Origin of the sequence: Bacillus sp. FSL M8-0049 (assembly GCF_038593355.1) — a bacterium.
Taxonomy (GTDB): domain Bacteria; phylum Bacillota; class Bacilli; order Bacillales; family Bacillaceae; genus Bacillus; species Bacillus safensis.
The window spans coordinates 269713-292266 of sequence record NZ_CP151986.1 but is presented as its reverse complement, the minus strand read 5'-3'; the positions used below and the strand labels follow the sequence as shown (position 1 = coordinate 292266).

At 39.9% G+C, this 22554-nt stretch carries 21 protein-coding genes; 13 read left to right on the top strand and 8 right to left on the bottom strand.

All coding sequences use genetic code 11. The annotated features are described in order from the left end of the window. The first annotated feature begins 192 nt into the window (after nucleotides 1-192). Nucleotides 193-1233, top strand: coding sequence for an acyltransferase family protein (locus NSU13_RS01590; protein WP_098677396.1), 1041 nt, complete (start codon nucleotides 193-195; stop codon nucleotides 1231-1233). A gap of 20 nt (nucleotides 1234-1253) precedes the next feature. Here NSU13_RS01590 and NSU13_RS01585 read toward each other — a convergent pair whose 3' ends face one another. Next, nucleotides 1254-2033: a glucose 1-dehydrogenase gene (locus NSU13_RS01585; protein ID WP_034283207.1), complete on the bottom strand. Its 780-nt coding sequence runs from the start codon at nucleotides 2031-2033 to the stop codon at nucleotides 1254-1256. A 119-nt stretch (nucleotides 2034-2152) separates the two neighbouring features. Further along, a complete protein-coding gene (locus NSU13_RS01580; protein WP_024424361.1) occupies nucleotides 2153-2581 on the bottom strand; it encodes a cell wall hydrolase in 429 nt (142 codons plus the stop codon). A 527-nt stretch (nucleotides 2582-3108) separates the two neighbouring features. Between NSU13_RS01580 and NSU13_RS01575 the strand changes: the two genes are divergently transcribed. The 4 genes from NSU13_RS01575 to NSU13_RS01560 all read left to right on the top strand — a co-directional run bounded on the left by NSU13_RS01575 (nucleotide 3109) and on the right by NSU13_RS01560 (nucleotide 7393). Next, a complete protein-coding gene (locus NSU13_RS01575; protein WP_034283205.1) occupies nucleotides 3109-4170 on the top strand; it encodes a DUF4352 domain-containing protein in 1062 nt (353 codons plus the stop codon). Between the two features lie 885 nt (nucleotides 4171-5055). Beyond that, nucleotides 5056-5943, top strand: coding sequence for a S8 family serine peptidase (locus NSU13_RS01570; RefSeq protein ID WP_111927573.1), 888 nt, complete (start codon nucleotides 5056-5058; stop codon nucleotides 5941-5943). A gap of 15 nt (nucleotides 5944-5958) precedes the next feature. Then, the gene (locus tag NSU13_RS01565) at nucleotides 5959-6825 is read left to right on the top strand and encodes an SAR2788 family putative toxin (protein WP_073978645.1); all 867 of its coding nucleotides are present in this window, start codon (nucleotides 5959-5961) and stop codon (nucleotides 6823-6825) included. A gap of 16 nt (nucleotides 6826-6841) precedes the next feature. Continuing rightward, nucleotides 6842-7393, top strand: a complete 552-nt coding sequence (locus NSU13_RS01560) for a hypothetical protein (protein ID WP_025092776.1) — start codon at nucleotides 6842-6844, stop codon at nucleotides 7391-7393. A gap of 56 nt (nucleotides 7394-7449) precedes the next feature. Here the strand turns inward: NSU13_RS01560 and NSU13_RS01555 are convergent, their stop codons facing one another. Further along, nucleotides 7450-8625 (bottom strand): ABC transporter permease, encoded by a 1176-nt coding sequence (locus tag NSU13_RS01555; RefSeq protein ID WP_081123944.1) that lies wholly within the window; start codon nucleotides 8623-8625, stop codon nucleotides 7450-7452. Beyond that, on the bottom strand, nucleotides 8625-9365 hold the full coding sequence (locus NSU13_RS01550; protein ID WP_025092774.1) for an ATP-binding cassette domain-containing protein: 741 nt from the start codon (nucleotides 9363-9365) through the stop codon (nucleotides 8625-8627). Before NSU13_RS01550 ends, NSU13_RS01555 begins: the two co-directional genes overlap by 1 nt. A 166-nt stretch (nucleotides 9366-9531) precedes the next feature. Here NSU13_RS01550 and NSU13_RS01545 point away from each other — a divergent pair, with 166 nt between their 5' ends. Together NSU13_RS01545 and NSU13_RS01540 are read left to right on the top strand one after the other, a co-directional pair. Further along, entirely contained in the window at nucleotides 9532-10233 is a 702-nt protein-coding gene (locus NSU13_RS01545) for a LytTR family DNA-binding domain-containing protein (protein ID WP_046313733.1), read from the top strand. An 11-nt stretch (nucleotides 10234-10244) separates the two neighbouring features. Beyond that, on the top strand, nucleotides 10245-11210 hold the full coding sequence (locus NSU13_RS01540; protein ID WP_046313731.1) for a GHKL domain-containing protein: 966 nt from the start codon (nucleotides 10245-10247) through the stop codon (nucleotides 11208-11210). A gap of 33 nt (nucleotides 11211-11243) precedes the next feature. Here NSU13_RS01540 and NSU13_RS01535 read toward each other — a convergent pair whose 3' ends face one another. Beyond that, entirely contained in the window at nucleotides 11244-12173 is a 930-nt protein-coding gene (locus NSU13_RS01535) for an aldo/keto reductase (RefSeq protein ID WP_034283198.1), read from the bottom strand. A 159-nt stretch (nucleotides 12174-12332) separates the two neighbouring features. Here NSU13_RS01535 and NSU13_RS01530 point away from each other — a divergent pair, with 159 nt between their 5' ends. From NSU13_RS01530 to NSU13_RS01515, 4 genes are all read left to right on the top strand, one after another. Beyond that, entirely contained in the window at nucleotides 12333-12797 is a 465-nt protein-coding gene (locus tag NSU13_RS01530) for a DUF1453 domain-containing protein (protein ID WP_231293948.1), read from the top strand. Nucleotides 12798-12815: 18 nt separating this feature from the next. Continuing rightward, nucleotides 12816-14030, top strand: a complete 1215-nt coding sequence (locus NSU13_RS01525; RefSeq protein WP_211043929.1) for a sensor histidine kinase — start codon at nucleotides 12816-12818, stop codon at nucleotides 14028-14030. Then, nucleotides 14027-14683, top strand: a complete 657-nt coding sequence (locus NSU13_RS01520; protein ID WP_034283194.1) for a response regulator transcription factor — start codon at nucleotides 14027-14029, stop codon at nucleotides 14681-14683. Before NSU13_RS01525 ends, NSU13_RS01520 begins: the two co-directional genes overlap by 4 nt. A gap of 313 nt (nucleotides 14684-14996) precedes the next feature. After that, complete coding sequence (locus tag NSU13_RS01515) at nucleotides 14997-16037, top strand: DUF4352 domain-containing protein (RefSeq protein ID WP_034283192.1); 1041 nt, start codon at nucleotides 14997-14999, stop codon at nucleotides 16035-16037. Between the two features lie 45 nt (nucleotides 16038-16082). Here NSU13_RS01515 and NSU13_RS01510 read toward each other — a convergent pair whose 3' ends face one another. The 3 genes from NSU13_RS01510 to NSU13_RS01500 all read right to left on the bottom strand — a co-directional run bounded on the left by NSU13_RS01510 (nucleotide 16083) and on the right by NSU13_RS01500 (nucleotide 19589). Then, complete coding sequence (locus NSU13_RS01510; protein WP_034283189.1) at nucleotides 16083-17168, bottom strand: SEC-C metal-binding domain-containing protein; 1086 nt, start codon at nucleotides 17166-17168, stop codon at nucleotides 16083-16085. A 191-nt stretch (nucleotides 17169-17359) separates the two neighbouring features. After that, on the bottom strand, nucleotides 17360-18298 hold the full coding sequence (locus NSU13_RS01505) for a response regulator (RefSeq protein WP_034283187.1): 939 nt from the start codon (nucleotides 18296-18298) through the stop codon (nucleotides 17360-17362). Between the two features lie 4 nt (nucleotides 18299-18302). After that, nucleotides 18303-19589, bottom strand: coding sequence for a sensor histidine kinase (locus NSU13_RS01500; protein WP_034283184.1), 1287 nt, complete (start codon nucleotides 19587-19589; stop codon nucleotides 18303-18305). A 496-nt stretch (nucleotides 19590-20085) separates the two neighbouring features. On the opposite strand from NSU13_RS01500, the gene NSU13_RS01495 reads away from it, so the two are divergent. Both NSU13_RS01495 and NSU13_RS01490 read left to right on the top strand, forming a co-directional pair. Further along, the gene (locus tag NSU13_RS01495; RefSeq protein ID WP_024427212.1) at nucleotides 20086-21066 is read left to right on the top strand and encodes a glutaminase; all 981 of its coding nucleotides are present in this window, start codon (nucleotides 20086-20088) and stop codon (nucleotides 21064-21066) included. 33 nt (nucleotides 21067-21099) lie between these two features. Continuing rightward, the gene (locus tag NSU13_RS01490) at nucleotides 21100-22527 is read left to right on the top strand and encodes an alanine/glycine:cation symporter family protein (RefSeq protein ID WP_024427211.1); all 1428 of its coding nucleotides are present in this window, start codon (nucleotides 21100-21102) and stop codon (nucleotides 22525-22527) included. Nucleotides 22528-22554 lie beyond the last annotated feature (27 nt).

Below are 22554 nucleotides of genomic sequence, written 5' to 3'. Positions count from 1 at the left end.
CTTTTTTACATTGTCATAAAAAATGGGAAATGTAACATCAAGATGTCAAAATCCTTCCGTCTGTCATCTGATCGCAAATGTGTCTTCTAATCGTTAGCGAACTGTAAACGCATAAGAGGTGTACCTTTTATATAGTAGAGGTACATATTCAATGACCGGTTTACGCCGCTGAGAAAGAAGGAGATGACAGACATGAAAAAGAGACTCGATTGGGTAGATGCAGCTAAAGGAATTGGCATTCTGCTCGTGGTCATGGCGCATGTGCCCATTCCAGATTCGCTCAAGCAATTCATTTACTCTTTTCATATGCCGCTTTTCTTTTTACTATCAGGCATGATGTTTCGATCATCCTCATCCCCTGCTCTGTCATTTATTCAGAAAAAAGCCAAAAGCTTACTCTTGCCCTATCTCTATTTCTCCATCATTACGTATGTATTTTGGTTCTCTGTTACCCGCTTCTTCGCATTCAAGGGACAAACGGATATTGACCCTTTCGTTCCGTTTACAGGTATTTTCATATCCAATGCAGATGAAGCAAGACTCACACATAACCCAGCGATTTGGTTTTTAACAACGCTCTTTTTAGTGGAAATTTTATTTTTCTTTATGCATCGTCTTTCTAAAGGAAAACCCGCTGCCGTGATCTTGCTGACTGTTCTTTGCGGAGGTGCTGGATATGCCTCTACCTTGCTTTTAGATCAAAGTCTTCCTTGGAACGCCAATGTCGCCTTGACGGCTGTTGTGTTTTATTCAATTGGATTTTTAGCAAAGCAATGGTTTGTGGAATTAAAAACAGATCCAACCCTTCTTTTATGTACAGGTCTGCTTGTGCTGACGGCTTACATGCAGAGCTTTAATTCACGGATCGATATGCGCGTCAACGACTACGGTGATCTCTTTATTTTCTATGCATGTGCTCTACTCGGTTCAGCTGCCGTGATTTATTTAAGCTTTAAATTGAAAACTTCCCCTATTTTGACGTATCTAGGGCGAAATTCTATTGTCATTCTTGTCTTGCAGTTTGCCGGCATCGATATCATGAAAGCATTTGTTTTTTATGGACTTGGTATCAATATTGCTGATACAGCACAGCTCTCTTGGACACTTTTTTATACGATCGGCACATTGCTGCTCATGGTGCCATGTATCTCCTTCCTGAGCAAGTATCCGATGCTGCTCGGCAAAACAGCCAAAGCCGCACAACGCTACGGACAAAAAACATCCGCCGGATGAACAGGCGGATGTTTTTTGGATTAATCATTGATTTGAGAAGGATAAAGTGTCATTCCGCCATCCACAAATAAGGTGGTGCCTGTGATATATGCCGCTTCCTTAGAAACGAGGAATGCAGCAGCGGACCCAATCTCCTTCGGTTCACCAAAGGTTCTCATCGGAATTTTCTCAAGCTGCTTTTGTTTTTTCAATTCATCCTGTAAATCATCATTCGATTCGGTTGCCATGGTACCCGGCGCAATCGCGTTGATTCGAATACCTGCTTCGGCATAATCAAGAGCCAGCGTCTTCGTCATCATATTCATTCCGCCCTTTGAAGTGGAATAATGAACATTGAACGGGCGCGGAATTTCCTGATGTACACTGGAAATGTTTAAAATGGACCCTTTGATGTCATGCTCCATCATATAGGCGAGCGCAGCCTTTGCGCCTAAAAATGCACCTGTGATATTCACATCGATGACGTTTTGCCATTGCTCCAGCGTCATCTCATGCGGCAGCGCTTCTTCGCCGTTGAAGCCTGAATTATTGACGAATACATCTACTGTACCGAAATGCTCCAGTGCTGTATCCATGATGGCTTGGATGCCTTCCTCTTTGGAGACATCTGCGTGTACTTTCACCGCCCCACCTCCGTGCTTCTGAATGGCTTGTACGGTCTCTTCAGCTCCATCTTCATCGCCTTTATAGTTCACAACCACATTCATTTCCTCTTGTCCAAACCGCAATGCGATCGCTTGTCCAATTCCTTTTGAAGAGCCTGTGACAATGGCTGTTTTCCCTTTTAAATCTTGATACATCTTTATTTCCTCCATTCACGTGCTTCATCTTGTTGATACACAATGGTTACCCATTTTGGAAAAAACAAAAACACAACCCTCTGTATTCGTACTCTAAGAGGATTGTGCGTTTCATCAAGCTAAAAGGTGTTATAGACATTTTCACACGTTTCGGCGGTTGGCTGATAAAAGCAATGCGACTTATACCTTGCCACAAACGGCTGATTGTACCAAGTCGCCGGACAATCGCCAGGCGGTTTAAAATACCAAAGGCTGAATTTTGCCGGCCAAAAACGTTCTCCGTTAATATTTCTCCGCGCAAGTGTTTTTTCCGTTTCTCGTGCTCGTTGATAAAAGTAACCATGCGTGACCGCTTCGAATGCATGCTCCTGATAAATCATTTGTGGAATCGTACGCAGCCCTTTAAAGTCAGAGCAGTTGGCACGCAAACGATTGATGCCCACGTTTCCTACGAGCAGCATCCCTCGCCTCCCTTCACCTTCTGCCTCTGCTCTCAGCAGTCTGGCCATTAAATCAATATCAGAGCTTGTCGCTCTTACCACTGCCATATATCCACCTCCAGTTCGTTTCTCTTTTATTTTATGTAGTGTTTCTGTGTAGATGACTGCCATTTTTACATGAAAAAGCATGTTCAGTGTCGGCAGCCTGTCTAAATTTGCTGGACATGTGTCTCGCTGCCAACAACACTCAAACCAAGTGACCATATACATAACAGGAAGAAATATTCATTACTATATACTCATTTACAAGTCATAAAAATCCTTCTAATTGCGACATCATCTTCAAAAACAGTCATTTGAACCTATTCAATAATCCGACTCAAAACCTTAAAATATAAAATGTTGAGTTTCTACAGGAGATATCAAATAATAAATTACAAGTTTCTCCTCTCAACTTAGTGTCATTTTTACTACTTGAAGCCAATCAACCTCAGAAACGCACTGAGGTATTGACAGTACTTTCGCTTCATTCTACAGTAAAAAACATACAGTATTTTTCTTTTTGTGCAAAAAGAATGATATGAACTACAGCTTTTCAATGAAATTCACCATAAACCCGAGGAGGAAAACACGCCATGTTTAAAAAGAAATTATCCCTGTTTCTTCTGATCTTGTGTGTCACTGTTGTCGCTGCTGCTTGTAGTGGTGGAAAAGACAAAACAGCTGCGAAAGAAAACGATACCAAAAAATCTCTTGATGCAGCAGAGGTAAAGGTAGAAAGTGCTGAGTACACATTACCACCTCAATACGATACATCTGTACAGGATGATCAGTATGTACTAAAAGTGAATGTATCTGTAAAAAATATCAGCAAAGAGCCTCTCAATGTTGATAAAAGCAACTTCACGCTTTACCAAGATGACGCACAGGTATCTACGATCTCTCCAGATGACTACAACGAAGTATTATCTTCAAGCTCTTTAAATGCAGACAAAGTCACAAAAGGCGGTCTTTTCTTTGTTGTTGATAAAGAAAAAGACTATCAGCTTGTGTACACAGAGCCAGGCAGTGGTTCTAAAAAAGATGACAAAACACTAGAGTTCGATATTAAAGGTAAAGACTTAATGAAAAAAGCAGATACACTTCAAGCATCTGCAAAAGCTCTTTCTTCTTATATTGATGTGATGATTTTTGGTAAGAAAAACGACGATTTCGAAAAACTAACAGGTGATAACAAATCAACTGTTGTGAACGAATTTGATAAATCATTCAAGCAAGGCTATATCACTTCTTCTGGTATTTCTTCTAGCTCAGCGAAGGACGAAAACCTTGATAAGCTTTTAAAAGCAGTGAAAGAAACATTAGCTGAAAAATCAAAAGTATCAACAAAAACAAAAGCGATCAGTGGTGATAAAGCTGTCGTGACTGTCACTCTTACACCAATCGATGCAAGTCCGCTTGTCGATCGTTTGAAAGAGAAAGCAACTGAGTTCTACAGCAAAAACCGTTCAGCTTCTTATGATGAAGCGCAAAAATACTTACTATCGATTTACCCAGATGAGTTTAAAAAATTAGGACCATCATCTTCTGAAGAAACAGTAGAAGTCAACATGAAGAAAAATGATATCGACCAATGGAAACTTGATTTGAACGATTACAAAACAAGCTCATTAGTTGAGAAATTCATCAAGAACTAAAGGAAAACCCCCGATCCCGGGGGTTTTTTGTTATGATTTATCATCTGGTTTGGCGAACGTGACCCCCCTCTATCATAAAAAGCCAGAATATAGTCAAGTTATCTTATCCTTGACAACATTTCTTTCTATAATCAGTGTTCCTTTCTTTAGCTTGATCACTATGAGATATTCAATCCTGATTATTCTTTTTTGTACTTAAGATTTTTTTCTGCTTATTTGTGTTAAAGATGAAGTGTAAACTCGAAGTAAAAAATACTCCCCATTCTTCATTTCTATTGAACTATATTATAAATACAATTTATGTCCTAACTCATTATAAAAGTAAACCATCATTTTCATTCACCCTCTCTTTTTTCTATTTAAGTTATTCCTTAATAAAATTCTTCGAAATATAAATAATTCCATTTTTATAAAACATTCAAAAAAAGGTCCTATATGCTCATTTTAAGGTAATTTTAAACTTTTTATCATTATTATTATGCTAGAATTAGTAACCACATCAAAGAGAAAATTTACCATGGAAAATGATCTTGTCTAATAAAATGTCTTGGCTTCTGAAACCTTCGAATGTATAGATACTAATGTGAACTAAATAATATTGTTTATCCAACAATTCAAATCTCGAAAATGAAATATTAATAGACCTACTATAAGTTAGTTGACAGAAGAGGAAAAAAGTTATGTTATCAATTACTCGATTAACAAAAAGAGTTACCTGATGTTGTCGAAAAGATCTTTTTTAGAGATACATTAGTAATATCTATCATGGAAATTCAGAAACATACCAAGACTTATTGGGGGGTACGATCGATTATTATTAAAAAAAGAATCATAACTTAAATAAAAAAGGCTAGGAGGAAATGATTACTGAAAGAGTGAGAAAATATGATTGATAAAATTCTAAAGTTAAAGAAATGGTTCATTTTATTTGTTTTTATAATGGTGATTTTATACTTTGGAGTGTTTAGTTTTTTGCTAAAAGATGATTTGAAAAATGAAACTAGTAGTACGAGAGAATTAAATGAAAAAATTAAAGTCGCGGTATTAGATAGTGGAATAAATAAGAATCATAAAGATTTAAAAGGTAAGGTTGTAAAAGAATTTAATCCGATAGATTCATCCATTGAGTTTGAAAATAAATTAAGTCATGGTACATCAATTGCAGGAATAATTACAGCAAACAATACTGACAGTGAAGTTACCGGGGTTACACAAAATGTCGAACTATATTCTGTTAAAGTGATCAAAAATGATGGAAAGATTGAAAGACAGGGTTTTTTAGATGGTTTTAAATGGGCTATATCTCAAAATGTAGATATAATTAATTTAAGTTTAGGTTTTCAAAAGGATTTTCCCGAATTAAGGGAGTTAGTGGACGATGCCGTAAAAAAAGGGATTATTATTGTTGCTGCTAGCGGTAATACTTATGGTTTAAATAGTCAATTTCCAGCTCGATACGATAATGTTATTTCTGTCGGGGCAATTGATTCAAAGAATAAAGTACCACAATTCTCTGCTATAGGAAAAGTTGATTTTTTTGCCCCCGGTGTTAATGTTTTATCGTTAAATAATAAAGGAGAAAATTCTGTTTATACAGGATCTTCTTATTCGACAGCTTACATAACGGGCGTAATTGCCGATTATCTTTATAAAGAGAAAATTAATAAAGATGAAAAGAGCTTTTCACAGGTTTATACCTATCTGGAGAGTTCATCTACGGAAATGCTGGATAATAAAAGTAAGATTATTCAGGATTTCAATTTTAAAAAATAACGGAGGAATTATTATATGTGGTTAAAAGTTAAAAGTAAAATTATAATATTACTGGTGTTTTTCTTAGTTGCTAGTCTATTTCCAAACAATCATACCAAGGCAGAAGAAATTGATAATAATATGATTGTTGATGAAGAAGTTGTTTCAGAGATGTTAGAAGATAGTTTATCTGAAGAAAATATTTCTGTTGATAATTTTGAAATATCAAATGATGAATTGGTTTTAGATACTTCAATGAATGACGCGGAAGGAAATAAGGTTGAAGCTACTCTCAATGTAGAACCTGGTGCAGATAGTTTTAATTTAACTACAAGAGAATTCAATGAAGTTGGTGAAGAAATATCAAAGGAATATGAAATAAAAATTAACCAATTTAAAGACGATGAGTTTGAAGCGACTTTTGAAGATGTTGAAACAGAGGAAATTTTCACCTATAATTCAGAGGAAGGTACAGCTTCATTCGCCTTTTTAATACCGGTGGGAATAGCAATAACACCTGCAGTTATGACTGCTTTATTTCATACTGGTGCAGTGATTGTTGTTGCAGGAGCTGGTTATGTAATTGCTACAGAAGCCAACAAGCACAGGTCTAAAAGCAAAAAAAAATATAATCATTATGAAGCTGTTATCCGAGGCGGAGTATATGTTGGAAAAGGACTAAGTAAATCGCAAGCAATCGCTAGAATGAAGTCAAAAAAGGATATTTGGTCTATTTCTTCTAGTCAAGCAGAAGTTGTTGCAGCTGGAGCTAATACAAAAGGTAAACCATTTAAAGAAGTAGATAGATACAAAGGTAAGCCGAAGAAAGGTTATTATTATCACTGGCATCCCTATAAAAGAACTCCAAAGGCTCATTCATTCTACGGAGGTCCTGTTAAATAGTTAATAGAGGTGAATAATGTATAATTACGAAAAGCTATATAAACAATATTTATATAAAAAAGATCAATTGATTTTTACTAAAGAACAAGTCGTTGAAATGATAACGTCTAAATTTAAAGCTAGAGAATTTTCAAAAACAAAGATTTTAGATTTAGTAAATGATGATCACTTTGAATATACTAAGATATATAAATGTTTTGTCATTGATGATCCGAGTATATTGATTCAATTGTTTTCGAATGAGGAAAAAAAGGATCATCGTGAACAAGTACTTCATAATCGTCTTCATCCGTTAAACCCTAAAAGAGTAAAAGAATGGGAGTATAATCACTTATTGCTTGATGAACAAGAAGGTAGAAGAATTGATATCATTTTAGAAAGTAAAGATGGATTATATGTTTCAGAATTTACCGTAAGAGATAGTTGCGAAAAGCTTAATAGGTATATAAATGCTTTAATTGAAGGTGCACTTATCGAAAATGGGTTAGAAGAATATCCTGATGGTATTCATGACGAGTATTTTCAATTTTATTTAGAGAACTTGGATCAATTCGGTTTCTTAAACTGAAAAATACGATGATCGGCATTCACTTGAAAACGCCCTCTATCAAAGAGGGCGTTTCTTTATTTCGCAAGCATCCATTTCTCTTTCATAAACAAGCTTCTGACGATGACAAACAGGATGACGACTGCCAGTGCCGAGGAGCCGAGTGTCAGGGCGATGGACATTGGATCAATGATCCCAAACATCAATTGCTTACACAGCGCATGAATATTAAGGAATGGGATGGCAAAGTAATACGTATCTAGCTGCGTAGCACCTGCTCTCATGGTAAAGAACATTGGGAGCACACCTAGTGTAATGATCATGGACATGTACGACTGCGCTTCTTTGACTGAGCCCGATATCACGCTGAGCAGCAATTCAATCATGGATACCATGAAGGAGAAGATGATTAACGCCGCAAACATGACGGCGATAATGCTCCACATTTGATCACCAAAGTTCAGAGCTTGCTTCAGCTTTTCTGTAAAGAGCAAAGTGGATAGAAGCAGCATCCCGATCGCCACAATCCCACTTAAAATACCGAACATAGAGACAGCGAGCCATTTTCCGATGAGGATTTGGAGTCTGCTGGCCGGTGTCAGGAATAAGGCTTCAATTGATTTTCGGTCTTTTTCACCTGCTACAATATCAAGCGCAGCCGGCAAAGCTCCTGAGATGACGGAGGTTACCAAAATCATCGGAAGGAGAATCGACAACAGCATAGCGGTCACTCCATTTTCCCCTTCATCACCTTCTTCTACATCAACGGATTGCACTTCAAATGGATGAATAACGGACGTGTCGATTTGATCGACTGCTAAACGCTTCTCGACTACTTGGTTTTGATACTGCTCCAGCAATGATTGCAGCATTTGAACCGTGATCACCGAATCATCATCTGTCGTATATCCATGAATTTTAATGGCGAATGGCTTTTGATGCTTGAGCATATCACCTGCTTCTTTCGGCATTTCCAGGTAAGCATTTGCCTCCCCATCCTTGACGGCTTGCTGCGGATCATCAAATGTTTCAAGGTTTAGGTTTTTGACCTCTTTGATCATTTGGTTCATTTCGGCTGGAAGCTGTTCATTGATGGCGACTGTATAGGCTTTATCCCCTGGGTCTGCAATCATGCTTTCATAAAAGAACACCAGCCCAAGCATCGTCAAAAGAGGAATCAGTACAGTTAAGAGCAACGTTTTTCGATCCCTCAGCGCATCTGTCATTTCTTTTAAAAAGACGGTTTTCCACATTATGAAATCCCCCTAGCGAGCTTCGACATAAAGATATAGTTCAAGTCTTCACTTTGTTCCTGTGCATATAATTCTGGAAGTGTCCCTTTGTACACAAGCTCTCCTTGATGAATCATCATCACACTGTCGCAAAGCTGGCTGACTTCTTCCATGATGTGGCTTGAAAAGAGGATCGTTTTATTTTGCTGTTTGAGCTGATGAATAAAATCTCTGAAAATATTACTCGACGTGATATCTAAGCCTGTTGTCGGCTCATCAAATAAGATAATGTCAGGATCATGAATTAACGTTCTGGCAATCGCCACCTTTTGTTTCATTCCTCTTGAGAATCCTTTCACCTTGCGATCCATATATTGTCTCATTCCAAAACGCTTTGCCAAATCCTCTATTCTTGCTTTGATTTCATGCTGATCTAAGCCATATAATTTGCCAAAGTATTCAAGGTTTTCTCTTGCCGTCAAACGGTCGTAAAGCCCCGTCTCTCCGCCAAACAAGACACCAATTCGTTTTTTCACTTCTGTTGCTTCTTTCACTGTATCAAAGCCTGCGACAGTGACTGTTCCGTGTGTAGGCTCTAATAATGTGGCTACGGCGCGCAATAATGTCGTTTTTCCTGCACCATTTTCTCCTAGGATGCCAACGACTTCCCCTTCCTTCACGGAGAACGTCATGTGTTTCATCGCTTTCACGACTTTTTTCTTATCTTTAAACCAGCAGCTGCAATCGCTGAGAGTAATCATTTGGTTCGCCCCTTTCAACTTTACTTTCTAAGTCTATGATAGAAAAAATAATGCCTGCCTGATATAAAAATGTCGCGAAACGTCCTTTTTCTGTCTTGAAATGATCTATTTCAAAAAAACAAATGGTAAAATAGACAAATAATAAGAATAGTCATAGGTGATTTTTATGATAAAAGTAGGTCTCGTCGATGATTACCGAGTAGATTTAGAAAAGCTGCACGCCATTGTAGGCAGGATGGAGGCTGTGGACATTGTCTTTGTCACGCAGTCAGCAGAGGATGCATATGAGAAGGTCAAAAAAGGAGACATTGATCTGTTGTTTGCTGACATTGAAATGCCTGGAATGTCCGGCTATGAATTAGCGGACCTCATTCACTCTCACGCACTGAATGTCGATGTGGTCTTTGTGACAGGAAACAGTGGATATGCGGTCCATGCGTTTGATTTGAATGTACATGATTATATTATGAAGCCCTACCAAGCTGATCGAATTGCGAAATCTTTAGAGCGTTATATGTCCACCAAGCAGGAGAAAAGCATTCATGGACGGCTTCTCATTAAACAGCAGTCAGATATTCATGTGCTGCAGAAAAAGGATGTCATTTTTGTTGAACGAACGGGCCGCTCAACAACTATCGTGACAACGACAGGAGATATTCAGACCTATCAGACATTAAACGAGTTAAAGGGCGATCTGGCTGAAAAGGATTTTATCCGATCCCACCGATCGTTTATCATCAATATTCATTACATTAAGAATTTCTCGGCGTATGCTAAAAATTCGTATATCGTGTCTTTTGAAGGTACAGATAAAAAAGCCATGATGACCAAGCAGCAATTAGAATTCTTTAAGAAATACTATTTTTAAGGAGAACGAACGTGAACGCTTTCTATCTTGGATTTCGCATTTATGCCCTCATATGGTTAGGTCTTGCGTTTCATGCAGCTGCTGAAGCCTTTCTGCCGTTAACATCCATTGTGTTGTGGCTTCTTACCTTTTGCGCGATGTGTGTTTATACATTTTTCATGTACAAAAGATTTTTGCCTCATACGAGTGGTGATGTGATATTAGGCGCTTTTCTACTCATCACCTGCGCAGGTCTTTTGCTGTTTGTAACGCAACCGAATGGGCTGACCTATCTTTTGGCGCTCATCATGATGGTGACAGTTGATATCCTCTCATTGAAGGTGATGCAGACAGAAAAACAGTTAAATGGACGGCTTCAAGAGCTCATAAAAGCAGAATCAAGAACCAACGAATTACTTCTTGAGATGCGCAGTAAACATCATGAAACAGCCAGACATTTAAATGCCTTTTCCTCGTCGAACGACGAGCGTGAGATCAAAGATTTGATTCAGCAATACGTCAAACATTTCCCATGGATGAAAGGCGAAAATGCTTATTTGGCCTCTACCCTACACTCCTTTTTGGAGCGGGCTGAGAAAGAGGACATTGCACTTTCACTAGACCTTCAAGCACCCTTTTCATCGCTTCCCTTTTCAAAGGCGGATCAGGTTAGTTTTACTGGCAACCTGCTTGATAATGCCCTAGATGCAGCGATTGAAGCGAAGCAAGCCGGAAAAGAGGGCAGCATCTCGGTCACGACCTCTATTCGGAGCGGATTATTTTTAATCCATTGTGAAAACAGCACAAAAGGTATGGAAAAACACGTGCTAGATCATTTATTCAAAACTTTTGGCCGTTCGACAAAAGGCGGCGATCATCAAGGCATGGGGACGTATATCATTCAACAGCTTGTTGAAAAGGCAGACGGTACACTTGATTTCACTTACCGTTCTCCAAATTTGCGGCTCGTCATCAAAATCCCTCTCACCATGTCATAAAAAAAAGGTGCATAGCTGCACCTTTTTTTAGTGTTAAGAGAAGATTTTATCAATTTGATTGATTTCTTCTTCTGTTAATTGAACATCGTTTGTTTTTAGGTTTTGCAGCACTTGGTCTGCTCGTTTTGCCCCTGGAATAATAGCATCAATGCCATCCTGCGCTAAGAGCCAAGCGAGTGCGACGTGTGCTGTTTCTGCATTCTTTGATTGGGCAATGGCTTTCAGCTTGTCTACTTTTTCGAGATTTGAAAGGAATGCATCGCCTTGGAAAAGCGGGTCCTTTGCTCGAATATCATCAAATGTCGCATCCTTTGTAAATTTCCCGGTCAACAAGCCTGATGCCAATGGGAAATAAGGAATAAAGGAGATCCCATGCTCGACGCAGTATGGAAGAAGATCCTGCTCTGCCTGACGTTTCAGCAGAGAATACTCCGATTGAAGCACGTCTAAGTAGCCATCTCGATTAAAGGCTTGAAGCTGTTCAAAATCAAGGTTTGATGCACCGATTGCCCTGATTTTTCCTTCATCCTTCAATTCCTTTAATGTGCCTGCTACTTCTTCGAGCGGCGTGCGTCCATCCGGGAAATGCATATAGTACAAGTCAATATAATCAGTTTGCAGCCGTTTCAGGCTATTTTCGACCTGCCCTCTTAAGAAATCTCGGCTGTTATCAAGTTCAATTTGGCCGTTTACTTCCTTATGAGCCCCTTTTGTCGCAAGGACAAGCTTTTCTCTGCCGCCTCTTTTGGCAATGATCTCACCGATTAATTCCTCTGAACGGCCCAGCCCATAAATAAAAGCAGAATCTAGGAAATTGACACCTTGATCAAGAGCCGTCTCCACAAGCTCCCGTCCAGCATCCTCACTTAGATTCGGGAATAAATTATGCCCGCCTACTGCATTCGTACCAAGCCCTATCGGATTTACCTGCAAATCAGTTCGTCCAAGCGTTACCTTTTTCAAAAGCTCATCTCCCTTATCTACATAATCATCCTTATTTTCCCACGAATCATTTCCAACATTCAAGTATACCGCTCTCTAAAAATCAACCTGCAGGTGGACGCTGCGAAAATAGAAGATGCGTATGATGAAGATAGACTAAAACGAAAAGGAGATCTTCTCATGACCATTCAAATTGTCATCATTATGATTATTCTGCTTTTAAGAACAGGCAAGGAAAAAGAAATCCGCCCCATCAGGCTTCTCATAGGACCGCTCATTTTATTAGGCACACTCTCTTATTCCTTTACCCAGCATATTGAAATTACGGCGATGAGCCTGCTTGCAATGATTGTCTTTGCACTCACAGGTTTTGCAATCGGGCTATGGAGAGGTAAACTATACAAAGTAACATATGATCAACAGTCGGGGCGTATCACCGCCGCCAGCTCACTCTATGGAACACTTTTTTTCATTGGAATCATCCTTATCCGGATGACAGTAGGTTCAATTGTACAGGATGGCGGTCATTCCCTGATTATTTTCGCAAATGGCCTGACATTCCTTCCAATCGGCAGTATGATCGGATTACGTTTTATTCTTTTAAAAAAATATATGAACATCAAGGCATCTGCTGCTATTAACTGACAGACAGGAGTTTTTGATATGAACCTTCAGCAGCCACTCAAGCTTTTAGGTCAAATAAGGCGAAAATTCGTATTAGGCCTTGTATTGATCTATATGTATATTCAAATGTATGAGCCCCTTTCAATAGGCGAATTGGTGTTTCGAACCTTCGTCTATTTGGTGTTTCTCCTTTGTCTTTTTCCAAAAAGCAAGCTGTCACCTAAGAAGCAATTTTCTATGCTCTTCTTAATGTGGATTCTGACACATCTCTTGTGGCTGGTGACAGGTCAGATTCAAGACAGTATTGGACTGACCTTTTTTATGATCGGATTTATCGCTTTTCGTTTTTCAGAGGCGCATCACCCCTATCTATTTGCTATCATCTTTTTCACTAGTGGGATCAGCTATTATGTAAACGATTTTTCTTGGAACATGGTGATCACTCTCCCGCTATTCCAGCTGCTTGTGTATACACTTGTTTTGATTTCTAGAATGCGGCGGCGTGAACAGGAATTAAAGGAAGAACACTTCGGAGAATTGCAATTGGTTCACAAGGAATTATCAGAAGCCCATGAACAATTGAAAAAGGCGCATATGGAGCTTGAAGAAGCGACCGTTCAATCTCTCCAATTTGCAGTGCTGGAGGAGCGAAGCAGAATTGCACGTGACCTGCATGACAGCATCGGACACCAATTAACCTCGATGATTGTCCAGCTGCAGTCTTTGCCCTACCGTTTAAAGCAGGAAGAACCAGAGCAGATGGAGCAGACGTTTCAGGAGCTGATCCATATTTCTAAAAATTGTCTCACCGAAGTTCGTTCTGTGGTTCATCATATGGCGTCAGATGATGCAGGTCTCGGACTTGCCGGACTTCGCAGCCTCATCAAGCAAGGAGAGATATCGGGTGAGCTTGACATTCACTTTCATACAGAGCAGCTTACGTATAAAAAATGGCCGCTCTCCGTTTCTGAACTGCTTTACCGCATTTTACAAGAAGCCATCACCAATACAATTCGCCATGCCAAGGCGACCGCGATGACCATTACGCTATATAACCACCAGCATGAGCTGATGATGAACATTGAAGACGATGGATATTTGACCAGCGAAAAAGATCTTTCATTTGGCTTTGGGCTGTCAGGCATGAAGGCACGGTGTGACGCAGCAGGCGGTTCCCTCAAGACGTCCATACGCGAGCCGCACGGCTTCTGTATTCATATTCAAATTCCTATCAAGGAGGACTCCAAGGCATGACAAACCCTATTAAGATTGGCATTATTGATGATCAGCCGCTGATCCGCCAAGGATTTCGTTATATTGCAAGCGCTCAAGAGGATATTAACGTCATATGGGAGGCGTCAGACGGTCAGGAGGCGGTTACGCTTTGCTCGACCAACACTCCAGACGTACTGCTGATGGATGTACAAATGCCTGGAATGGATGGCATCACAGCAACAGAGCACATTTTAAAAAAGCTTCCAGATGTAAAAGTTGTGATTCTCACGACCTTTGATACGGAAGAATACGTCTTTGACGGAATTCGTGCAGGGGCAGTCGGTTATTTGCTGAAGGATACAATGCCTGAGGAATTAATTGAGGCCATCCGCACCGCCTTTGCTGGTGAATCTGTCTTTCGAACGGCAGCCTCTGAGCACATGATGGCACGAGCTCTTCAGCAGGCAAATGATACACATCACACTCATCTGCTTCACGAATCATTCACAGAACGTGAACGCGATGTATTACAGCAAATGGCCTATGGCTTAAAGAATGAAGACATTGCTGATCAATTATTTATCAGCAAAAGTACGGTAAAAACGCATGTGCACCGTATTTTACAAAAGCTCAATGCACAAGACCGTACACAGGCTGTCGTCTTCGCCATCCGGCACCGCCTCGTGAAATAAAAACTACCTTCACTTCAAGATTTTTATACAAAAAACATTTAAAACCTAAAATAAATCTATAAATCAATACTTATTAACTAGTATATTGTGCTTATTTAATTCCTTATTTTATAGATGATTGTGTTAAAAATGATCAAAAATAGGGACTAAAACCTATTCCTCATCATGAATGAATTTCGATAGAATGAATAGTGCAAATCGTCATTAGGATATTTTCCCCTTTAACACCCGAATATACCATTCTATCTGTTTCTTTTTTCTTAGTCAGATAGCGGGAATGAAATGACGAAAGAAAAGCAAAGGAGCATCAACTGTGAATCTTAAAAAAATAAGTGCACTCCTCATGATTTCATTCGTGATGATCATCTCTGCAGCCTGCCAGAGCTCAGCCAAATCAACCGACGCTGATCAAAAGTCAACGAAAACAGCAGAGGTAAAAGTTAATAGCTACGAATATACGTTACCAGAAGACTCAACAACTACCCTGAGAGACAATGAATTGGTACTAAAAGTCAATCTGACGATCACAAATAAAGGTGACAAAGCCCTTTCATTATATAACTCTGACTTCTCCCTTTATCAGGACGATGCCAAAGTATCTGATTTAAAATTCTACGGCAGCAAAGACCGTCTTGACCTTGGTTCATTGAACAAAGGCAAGTCACTTTCAGGAGCACTTTATTTCCTAGTAGACAAAGGGAAAAAATATCAGTTTGTTTATCAGGACAGCATCAAGAAAAACAGTGATTCCATCCAAATCGACCTAGATGGAAACAAAATACTCGATTCAGCAAAAAAGCTGGATAACCCAGCAAAAGCGTTATCCGCTTATACCGATATTATTGTTTTTGATAAAAAGAACGATGAATTCGCAGATTTAACGGGTGACAACCAATCGGATGTCGTCAATAAATACCATGAGATGTTTGTAAAAGACTTCAAAAGAAGTGCAGGAATATACGGAAATGAAGTGAGTGACCGAGATATTCTGTCGATGTACAAACGCATTCAAAACACCATGAAGGATAAAGCCAAAGTAGAAACAAGTGTGAAAACCATCTCTGATGACGAAGCAAAGGTTGTCGCTCAAGTAACAGGCATTGATGCTTCTAACTTAAAAGACAAGCTAGACAAGCAAAGAGACGAGTTTTACAACGGGAAAATCCGTTCTAAAGAAGAATTGTATAAAAAAAGCTTAAACATGTACGCATCTGAATTCGAAAAACTTCCTCCCGTTTCCAGCCCAGCTGAATATGAAGTGAAAATGAAACGTAATGGGGAGGGTCAATGGAAAATTGACCTCAATGATTATAATACAGAGCAGTACATGAGTGGTTTTATTAAAACGAGATAATCTAAAAAAGACGCTGGCCTCTGAAGGTGCCGCGTCTTTTTTAGATTATACTGTCGCCTCTTGCTCTTCTTTCACCGCTTTTTCGATATCTTTAAAACGGCTCGATACAGTCGACGCACTAATACCATACTTTTTCGCTACTTGTGCTTGAGATAGCGGGGCATCGCTTGCAAGTGAATGAATGTAGTATTCGATTCCGGCAGCAAATGACGCTGCTTTACGGATCACAGGTGATTTCTGATCACAGTAGGCTTTCCAAACCGTTAAAGCACCATCTGTCAGGCTTTGGTCACCGTGCTCCTTCATTCCGTCTTCAATCAGCTTAGCAGTTTCCAGCTGGACGTCACTTGCCCAGTCCATACGATCTGCTGATAGACCTGCATCGCCTTCTGTTTGAGCAGGTGTCTCTGATTCTTCTACTTCTTGCTTCGCAAACATACACTTCAGCACATCAGGAAATGATTCTCTCATAAATGTGCTGCGCGCTCCTCCATTTGCTTCATATGCGTCAACAAGCTGGCGGACCTGAAGAAGAAGAGTATCTGTAAACTCTTTCGCAAACATCGTATATTGAATGAAAAACTCTGCCTTTTCTTCAAATTGAACAGGAAAACCGAGCACGAGACTTCCCTTTTCAGGCAGTACCGTTTGATCAGGTTTTACATCTACTTCAACCTTCTCCGCTGTTATCATATTCTCAAAGTAAAGAGACTCGTCCGTTTTTTCATTTAATAAAAGCAATGATGGCTCCATGTCTGTCCAAGACTGGACCACTTGTCTTGTTTTCGGACGGGTAATATCCTCTGCCTTCTTCGTCAGGAATTCTTGGAAAATGGTCTCTTTCTGATCAGTTAATGGACGGAAGAAGATGCCCCATACACTCAAATGGAAAACTGAGATTTGTTGCGTTTCTTTATCCATATCTGCAAGGAAAGAAAACTCATTAATGAATTGATTGATCGCTCTTTGATGCTTAGAAAAAGCATAATTCATTAAATCCTTTTGGACTTGTACAGCTTCCTTAAACACAAGCTCAGACGTTTGTTCTCCGCCTGATTTTTGACCACAGCAATGTTTATATTTTTTTCCGCTTCCGCAAGGGCAGAGCGCATTTCGTTTAATTTTTCCCAAAATAAAACCTCCGACATTCTAGTCTAACCTCACTATTTTAACAAACGATTGCACAGGAGGGTTTCATTTTCAAGAAAAAAGAAAAATCAGAATGATCAGTTAAATTATAAAAACACCTGAAGATCACGATAGATCATAGGAAAGACAGACTTCCTCTGTTTATTTTCTCCAATCATACCAACAGATTTTCCTCAGCTCATTCCTTCGAATAACTGCTTTGCCTCAAAATAAAAGATTTGTACGAATTTCTTTGTATTGACTCTGCCCGTCGATCCTGCGGGAGAAGATGTCTTCTGCATTTCTTTCATTCTTTGGCTGACATCGGTAAAATCGAAAAACTTCGACGCGTAGTGCTCAAACTTAGGATTTGAGAAATCTGTTAATCCTAGTGAGGCAAAATGATTCAAGGAATGATGAATAGCTCGTCTAATCCGCTGCTCCGCCGCTTTCACTTCCCGCATCACCTCTACATCGGTTGCATCATGAGCCAGTTTTCTTTCTGCTGTTTTGATAAACAGCTGCTTTAGCGGCGGGAAATTGACCTCATGAGAATTGGCTGACTGTGTTTCATGTAAGTAGATGAGTATCTCCAGTAAATCTTTAGAGCCGCTCTCGCCGACAATTCCCAGCTCAGATAAGAGGAACTCCCCAGCTTCTTTCATCGTCCTTCTCTTCGCCTCAGCGCCCGCACCTTGAGAAATCACAGGCTCTAATGGCAGCACGTGGCGAAGAGAGGCTTGTATATCGTAAATCGATTTTTCCAGCTTGATCCGCTCCATGACTTTTCGAATCACACTGACGATTTCAATGCGATTGACAGGCTTATGGATATAATATTCAATCCCTAGTTCATAGGCTTCTGCCATCATCTCTTTCGCCTCTACTTGGGAAATCATAATGACCTTGCCTTTGAATTCAGGGTGGATATGGCGGATGGTTTGAATGCCATCTCTAGCAGGCATTAAAAGATCAATCAAAAGGATGTCTACTTTCTTGAGGTTCAGTGAATGTGCCTCTAATCCAACTCCGTCACCCGCTTCATCTACGACCTCTCCCAAATCCTCATCCTCTATGATTTGACCTAAAATCGAGCGTATTGCACGATCATCATCTGCAATGAAGAATCGCATACACTCACCCTCTCTGTATTAAATTTTGTATAGGAAGGACAAGCAGAAATGCTGTACCTTTTGTTTCTTTTGGTTCGATTTGAATATGACCGCCAAGCTCTTGTACCAGCTCTCTCACATAGGATAAGCCAATCCCAGTAGACGGTGTTCCAAATGCATCAAATTTGGAGGTATACCCTGGATCAAACACAATCTCTCTCATTTTTTTAGGAATCCCTGGTCCATCATCTTCAATCCGAATCTCTATTTTATCATGACTTCCTTTCAATTCGAGTGAGATCATCCCGGTATCTTTTATTGCTTCGACTGCATTGGCCATTAAATTATTAATCAGCGATAAGAAAATAAACACATGATAATCATGCAGATGAATGCCCTTTATATCAGATGTAAAGGAGATGTTTTTCCCAAGAGATAGAGCATATTTCTCTTGAATGCGGATCACAATTTGAACGAGCTCTTCCGCCTTCATATAGTCTTGCATATTTTCCTTCGAAATCAGCTTTGAAAGCCCAGCATAAATACGCTGATTATCCTTTTTCACTTCATGAATTTCTCCTGCAAGCTTTAACAGCTCCTGACTCAATTTTTTCCCTGCTTCGTGTTCATGCAGCAGACGGTAAAGCCGGTATGATTCCTGTGTAATATGCTCTGTATGTTTTAACGTTTTCTTTAAATGCACCGTTTCTTCGTATAAATTCGAAATGACCATCATCATATGCTCATTTTGTTTCATGATCTGCTTTTCTCTTGATTGCGCCTCATACAGCTTCATCATATTAAAAAAACTGATCACCACAAAGCTGTGAGCAAACGCAATGAGGAACATATCGCTCAGCTTTGATAAGGTCATCGTTGTATCAAACACTAAAAATTGTACAAACAGCTCGACAAAATCAGCAACTAATTCGATCATCAAACCGATGATCCCAATGAAAATAGAGCGCTGTTTAAAGCGTCCTGTACGGACAGCAAAAAACAGGAAAGCATAAGTGAAATAGAAAAAGAAGCTTGGGAATTGCTGATAAAATGAAGAAGCTAGATCAGCATTCTGCTGAATCAAATCTAAGCCTACCCGAAAAAGTACAATAGCTGCGCCTGTTAAAAATCCCGGCAATAGCGGTCTAGATTTTCTTAAGAGTAATAAGCAAAAGAAAAACGCAGGTGCGCCAAAGCTGATGCGAAACGTCTCATTCACAGGATAAAACTTCAGCTCTCCTGCAAGCGGCACAATGACCATCATAAAAATTAAAATGAATGCGTCCTTTTTGACAAGCTGATTTAAACTCAAATGACTGACATCCCTTCCCCTGTTTACATAGCCACAGTATACAAGGAGTCTCTTTTCTCCACAATGTACAAAAAAATAATTTTCACTGCTCCTTTTATCCTCAAAACCCTTTTTTATGACTATTCTCCGGGGCAGCAAGGTGACCTTTCAGCTATTCAGTGTTTTGAGCATTGACGACAATAATCGACAGACTGATTTTTATTTGTAAGTTTTTCTGTAGATTTACGTCAGATTGTGTAGTTTCCAAGATAAATTGAATGAACAATTTTAGTGAAACTATATGTAAGCGTTTTCTGAATTTTCACTAAAAACCCTTTTTGTTTTTCCGCCGACAATGCCTTCATTTGTACATATATTTAGGTGTAAAGGAGTGGTGCAAGCAGCGCATGACAAGTTCTTTGAAGATGTGTAACATGTTTTCGTGCCTATTTGATCGCATTTTTTGTCATCCGCCAATTCAATAGGGTACTTTTTGATTTTTGATTGGAGGAATCGTATGAAAACAGCAATTTCTAAAAATACACAACACGCATGCCAGTCTTCTGTTGATCAATGGGCAGAAGAAATACGTCCGTATTACACAAACGGGCAGAATGCTGGCTACATTCCAGCACTTGGAAAAGTGAATTCCTCTCAACTTGGTATCAGCGTGATAGGCCCAGATGGATCATCTGTACGATATGGTGATTGGGACGTTCCCTTTACCCTGCAAAGTATCTCAAAAGTCATCAGCTTTATAGCTGCCTGTTTAGGAAGAGGCGTACCTTACGTCTTGGATCGGGTAGATGTAGAGCCAACTGGTGATGCATTTAATTCCATCTACCGTCTTGAGATGCACAAACCAGGGAAGCCCTTTAATCCAATGATTAATGCTGGAGCTATTACCGTATCCTCCATCCTTCCCGGAAAGACTTCTACAGAAAAGCTAGCATATATTTTCGATTTAATCGAAAACTTAATAGGTAAGCGTCCTTCTGTTAATGAAGAGGTTTATCAATCAGAATGGGCAACTGCACATCGAAATCGGGCACTTGCTTATTATTTAAAGGAAACCAATTATTTAGAATCGGATGTCGAGGACACGTTAGAAGTGTATTTAAAGCAATGTTCCATCGAGGTCACAACAGAGGACATCGCCTTGATTGGACTGATTATATCAAGTGATGGCTACCATCCCTTTAAACAAGTCCAAGTCATCCCAAAGGATATCGCCAGACTAACAAAGGCATTGATGCTGACATGCGGCATGTATAATGCGTCTGGGAATTTTGCTGCTTTCGTAGGCGTTCCAGCCAAAAGTGGTGTGTCTGGAGGCATTATGGCTTGCGTTCCGCCAAGCGCAAGAAGAGAGTTCCCGTTTCAGACAGGCTGTGGAATTGGCATTTACGGTCCCGCCATTGACGATTGCGGAAATAGTATTACCGGTGTCATGATGCTGAAAAAGCTCGCCAAAGAGTGGGATCTCAGTATTTTTTAAAAAGAACAGTGATGAATTCGAAGAGGTGATGTTATGAACGAAAAAGCTTTGCTATCTTATTTAACACATACAAATGATTTTATTTGGACTTATATTGTGATTGCTCTGTTACTTGGTGTTGGGGTGTACTTCACATATAGAACACGCTTCCTGCAAGTAAGAATGATCAAAGAAATGTTGCGTGTCCTGAAGGAAGGAAGAAAAGAAAAAGAGGGAATATCACCGTTCCAAGCATTTGCCATCAGTATGGCAGCACGTGTAGGGACAGGGAATATCACAGGGATTGCTATCGCTATTGCCATTGGCGGCCCTGGCGCAATTTTTTGGATGTGGATCGTAGCCATTATTGGATCTGCCTCAAGTTTCGTTGAAAGTACACTAGCTCAAGTATATAAAGTAAAAGACAAAACAGGCTTCCGCGGTGGACCTGCTTATTACATGGAAAAAGGGTTAAACAAGCGCTGGATGGGGATTTTATTTGCGATCCTGATTACGATTTCTTTTGGAATCGTCTTTAATGCGGTTCAATCAAATACGATCACTGTCGCTTTTAAAAACTCCTTTGGTTTAGACCGTTTAACCGTCGGTATTGTGATGGCTGTCATTTTTGCAGCGATCATTTTCAAAGGAATCCAAGCGATCGCAAAGGCTTCTGAATACATTGTCGTTGTGCTTGCGGTTGCTTATATCGGAATTGCGTTCTTTGTCATTGTCACAAATATCACGGAACTTCCTGGTGTCATCAGCACGATTGTGAAACACGCCTTCGGTTTTGAACAGTTCGCTGGCGGTACGCTAGGCGGTGCCTTATTACAAGGAATTAAACGCGGTCTTTTCTCAAATGAAGCCGGTATGGGTAGTGCACCTAACGCAGCAGCAACAGCTGTCACCAGCCACCCTGTTAAACAAGGATTAATCCAAGCATTCGGCGTGTTAACAGATACGTTAATTATTTGTACAAGCACTGCCTTCCTTGTTCTGTTTTCTGATGCGTATAAAACAACAAACCTGCAAGGAATTGAATTAACGCAGGCTTCTCTTAGTCAGCACATTGGACCATGGGCCTCCGGCTTCCTTGCCATCATGATTTTCCTATTCGCGTTCAGTACATTGATCGGTAACTATTACTATGGGGAAACGAACATTGAATTCCTTGGAGCGAATAAAATTTGGCTGAACATCTATCGAATTGCTGTTATTGGAATGGTTCTGTTCGGTGCGGTTGCCACTGTTCCTCTCGTTTGGGGTCTAGCCGATCTCTTCATGGGACTCATGGTCATCGTCAACCTCATCGCCATTACCATGCTGTCTAAGGTCGCCTTCGCAGCACTGAAGGACTACACGAGACAGAAAAAAGAAGGTAAAGATCCTGTTTTCTATAAAAATGCCGTTCCAAACAATGAGAAAATTGAATGCTGGGACGATGAACCTGCGGCATTGAAAAAGAATCAAATCGGATAAATCAAAAAAGCTCTGGTCAACTGATCA